The 4689-nt window shown below is 64.8% G+C and carries 3 protein-coding genes; all 3 read left to right on the forward strand.

Going from position 1 to position 4689, the window contains the following annotated elements; translation table 11 throughout:
• The first annotated feature begins 685 nt into the window (after positions 1-685).
• The 3 genes from F4Y45_04865 to F4Y45_04875 all read left to right on the forward strand — a co-directional run bounded on the left by F4Y45_04865 (position 686) and on the right by F4Y45_04875 (position 3874).
• Entirely contained in the window at positions 686-943 is a 258-nt protein-coding gene (locus tag F4Y45_04865; GenBank protein ID MXY23836.1) for an AlpA family phage regulatory protein, read from the forward strand.
• Between the two features lie 190 nt (positions 944-1133).
• Complete coding sequence (locus tag F4Y45_04870) at positions 1134-1718, forward strand: hypothetical protein (GenBank protein ID MXY23837.1); 585 nt, start codon at positions 1134-1136, stop codon at positions 1716-1718.
• A gap of 1100 nt (positions 1719-2818) precedes the next feature.
• Positions 2819-3874 (forward strand): IS110 family transposase, encoded by a 1056-nt coding sequence (locus F4Y45_04875; protein MXY23838.1) that lies wholly within the window; start codon positions 2819-2821, stop codon positions 3872-3874.
• Positions 3875-4689: the final 815 nt, after the last annotated feature.

A 4689-nucleotide genomic window follows, 5' to 3' on the forward strand; every position in this document is an offset into this window, starting at 1 on the left:
CCCCCGGACCGTCCGCACCATCCAGCCCACCGACCTCCCCCGGAGTCCCCGGCGAAGGCTCCCCCTTAAGCCAACGGCTTGGCCTACGGCCGCGGTGCTGCCCCGAACCCTGCAGGGACACATGTCCCTCCTTGGGTGACTGTGTGACCGGGACACTTGTCCCCCCACAACAACGGTCCCGGCCGCCGAGCAGCTCGCCGACGGGACCTGTGGGCGGCTCGAGGGGTCCTGGCTCCGTTGAGGCGTCGCGAAAGCCCGGGTCACAAGGATGCGCGACCGGATGCGCGACCGCGACCAGCCTCACACGCCCCACGAAGCGCCCCCGTTCGCTGACTGGGACATACGTCCTCCCCCGGATGAACGGGGTGCGGGGACACATGTCCCACCGCCAGTCAACCACCCAATAGAGCCGCCGAACCTCTCGTACGCCGGGATGCGTTTGCTTGCCGCGCCGGCGCTCAACGCCCCGATCCGAGGCGGGCACAACCGAAAAGGAGGGAAGCGCGACCGCGAATGGGGGGATGCGCGACCGGTCGCGCTTGAGCGCGACCCCAAGGGGGTGGATGCGCGACCGGGTTGGAAGGACCCCTCGGTATGTTCGATAGCAACACAACCCTTTCCCGTCCCCTATCGGACACAGATTGCGAGCCGGGACAAGACCGGGTGACAACCAAGGAGAACGCGGATGAGAAACCAAACCCACAACCACAGGCCGGGTGTTAGCCATCGACGGTCGGTGGCGGAACGTCCCAGAAGTGGGCGGATGATGAGAATGCCCGAGGTTATGGCGTTGACGGGGTTAAGCCGGACGACGATCTGGCGTCGGTTGCGGGACGGGTCGTTTCCCCCAGCTGTCCGCCTTGGCGGGGAACGCACCCGAGCGGTGGGCTGGCGAGAACAAGACATCTACGACTGGATCGACAGCCTATCCCCAGCAGCGTGACCGCCCCACCCAACACAGTACCCGGAGCCGTGTGACGCTCGGGCTGCTTGAACGACGGATCCGCCCCGCCGGCGTCCCGGCTGCGCCGGGTTCGGTGTGAACTCCTCTGGAGGCTGCCAGTTGTCGCCCAATGACTCGGGGATTGCCTGGTGGTGCCAGGTCGCCGGGTGGCCAGTCAAGGAGCACAGGCGTGGAATACACGGCCACCGTTACGATTGGTAGTTGTCGAGGTGTTGGGGCGGACCACGAAGCGTTCTTGGCTGTGGAGCCGGTGTTCACCGGCCCCGAACTCGTCGCGTTCCTAGCCGAACATGGTCAGGCCGACCCTGTGGAGGAAGCCCGCCGCATCGAGGACCGGTGCCTGCGGGCTGGGCGGGTCGTGGCGGTGCGGCCTGACCTGTTCGCCGTGGTGGCCGACGGTATCGACCCGGCCCGGTTCCAGCCGATCCCAGACCTAGTCGCTACCAAGATGGCCCCAGACGCGGTGGTGTCGCACCACGCTGCCCTCGACCACTGGGGGATCTCGTACTCGATGCGGTTCGACGCCGTGTACTCGGCAACCGATCCCGCCCCACCAATCGTCTACGGTGCCATGCGCTACCGGGGTGTTCGATTCCCCCAGCGGCTCATCGATTCCGGTAACCGGCATTTCGGGGTGGTCACCCGAACCTACGCGGACGGCACCGTGCGGGTAACGGGAATGGAACGCACCCTGGTAGATGTCCTGCGGATCCCGACTACGGAGGCAGCTGGGACGATATCTACCAGTCGGTGACCCAGGCGGACCGAATCTACGTTGAGGCGGTGGCCGCCTACTGCCAGCTACGAGACGGCCAGTCGGCGCTGCGAGCAAAGGTGGGGGTCTTCTTGGACCAGCACCGCGACCTGTGGGGAATCACCAGCAGCGACTTGGGCCAGTTCGGCCCCCTCGGCCCGCGGGCGGAGATGTTCGTATTCGACACCTTCCCCCGCAAGCAGACCCACTACGTAGAGGACTGGAACCTGGTCGTACCCGTAAAGGTCGTGGAACGCATTGGGAACTGGTCTACTGACGCCGCCACCATGGCTCCGATGGAAGGCCCACAACGTACGCAAGCACCGAACCGACCGGACACCCGGCGGCACCGCCCGCCCCTAGCCGCACAACCGACACCCCCCGCAGCCCCGGGCCGGGACGCCGTAACCAATCACCTCCCTCAACATCCGGTGCTAGCTGGAACCGACCACCCCCGGCAGGAACTCACCCACCACCCTCAGCAAGCTGACGGCCGTGGTCGCCGCTAGGTACAACATCATCACCCCCTCCACACTCCTGAGCCCACTGGTAGGAGGAACCGCTGCGACCGCGCCGGCCAGAACAAGGCACCCAGCACCCGACCCCGCAGCCAAGGCAAACTGGACCCGCTGGCGGATAGCCGCCGCAACCAGAACATCGTCGGGGGTGGTCTCCACGACTGGTTGGGTAGCCGCTGGATGCTGAGCCCCACCAGCCCCGCAATCACCGCCGCGCCCGCCAGCCCAACCACCACAGGAGTCGCCCTAGCCGCAGCCGCGCCCGCACCCAACAGGGCACCCTCCAACACCCACCACACCGCCAACCCAGAACCCCACCACGCCAAGGCCAAAGTCAGCCCCGCCTCCGTGCGTGTTTGGATGTGTGGTGCTAGACCCGGTGGGGATGGCTCAACGCCCCCTGCCCTGGTCCGTTTTGGGCTGGCCCGTAACGGTTTGGTGGCTTTGGTTGGCGATTGCCTCCCCGCCGGGTTCTTGCGGCCCGTTTGTCGCTTGATAGGAGCTTGATCTGGCTCCCTGCCCCTTTGTGTGGGTGGGTGGCTTTCTCTACGCACGGTTGCGCATTCGGGCTGTTCTACCAGCATGTCAGCTGAGAGGAAGGATAGATCAGCGATGATGGTTGTGGGCGTGGACTCGCATAAGGACAGCCTGGTGTGTGTGGTCGTGGACCAGGCCGGCCGGGCCGCGGGGTCTGAGGTGTTCGCGAACACTGCGGTCGGTCATGAGGCGATGTGGGCATGGGTGCGCCAGCTGGGGTGCGTGGTCCGGGTCGGGATCGAGGGTTCGGGCTCGTATGGCCGTGGGTTGGCCCAAATGCTGGTCACCGCGGGTCATGTGGTGGTTGACGTGCCGCCCCAGATGACAGCCCGAGCCCGGCGCCGGCAGCGGACCCGAACGAAAACCGACCCTGGGGACGCGTTGGGTATCGCTCGTGTCGCGCTCCGCGAAGACGGCTTACCCCAGGTCCAAGCTGTTGGACTAACAGACGATTTACGGGCGTTATGCGCGTATCGTCGTGAACTATCCGACCAACTGGTCAAAGCTTCGGGCCGCCTCCACGCCGAGTTGGCCAAGATCCGGTGCGGCTACCGACACGAACTGCGTACCCGGATCACCCTCAAAAGCTCACTAGACAAAGTCCTCACCCTCCTCGGAGAAGACCACAGCATCCGAGCCGACCTCGCCCGCAGCCGGGTCTCCGCCATGCGAACCCTGATCAACCAAACCCGGGCCCTCGACACCCAAATCCGACACACCCTCCACCAGACCGGAACCACCCTCACCCAAATACGGGGCATCGCAGAACTCGGCGCCGCCGAAATCTTGGCCCAGGTCGGCCACCCCAACAAATACCCCACCAAAGCCAAGTTCGCCATGGCCAACGGAACCGCGCCTGTCCAAGCATCATCAGGACGAGTGGTCCGCCACCGCCTCAACCGAGGAGGCAACCGACAACTCAACCGCACCATCCACACCGCCGCCATAACACAGATACGACAACCCGGAACAGAAGGCCGCCTCTACTACAACCGGCTCCTCGACCGCGGCAAAACCAAAAAAGAAGCCATCCGCTGCCTCAAACGCCGCATTTCAGACCGAATCTGGACCCACCTCCAACACACCACCACCCAAAATTGACATAGGAGCTCGCCACCCATCCGTCAACCTGCGACTCCCCCGTCCTGCGCGCCCTCCATACACAGGGGTTCAGCCCTCCCTCCTCGAGCTTTCGGTCCACCACAACTCGCGCCGACGCCCTCTCTCACGTCACCTGGACGTCGGATCCGCCTCGGACAGCCGTAGGGTTCGATCTTTCACTTGAACCACAGTCTCTCGCACGGCGGCGTAGCGCAGGCCACTCGCTGCGATGAGGACAAGCTGGTTCTGTTTCAACCAGCGGCCAAGGGTGCAGCAGCCGGTACCGCACCGCGTTGACCAACAACTCGTCGGCACGGTCCCGCATATCGGCCAGGTCACGCTCGTAATAGACGCTCCTGGTCCTCGCCCGCCAGTACCGCTCAGCCGAACAGAAATCGAGGAGCCGGTCGTAACGATTAGCGAACCTCAGAACCACATGGGTCCTCACATGGCCACGTATCGTTGCGGTCCGTACCGCGTCGGCGGTTAGACCGAACAGCGTCGCCGCGCCCATCTTCGTGATCAGATCGACCGGCTCATCCGATGTAACGAGCCGGCCCCCAGGGAGTTCGATCATTCCGTACCGTCCATCTGCCCATGTTTAGCTAAAGTAAACAAGCTGGCGGGACTAATGCCGATCTTCGCAGGCCGCCCCCAGAGGAACAGGTCTCCCAGATCGCCCTACAACGCAGGTCGCGGGGTGTCGCCGACTGAGTTAGGCATCGATGTAATCGCCCCATGCCTCCATTACCGGCTTGCGTAGATCGAGGAGGTCGGACCGGTCGTAGGCACCCTCGCGGCGGCCTTCTGAGTGG

Source organism: Acidobacteriota bacterium (genome assembly GCA_009838525.1).
Taxonomy (GTDB): domain Bacteria; phylum Acidobacteriota; class Vicinamibacteria; order Vicinamibacterales; family UBA8438; genus VXRJ01.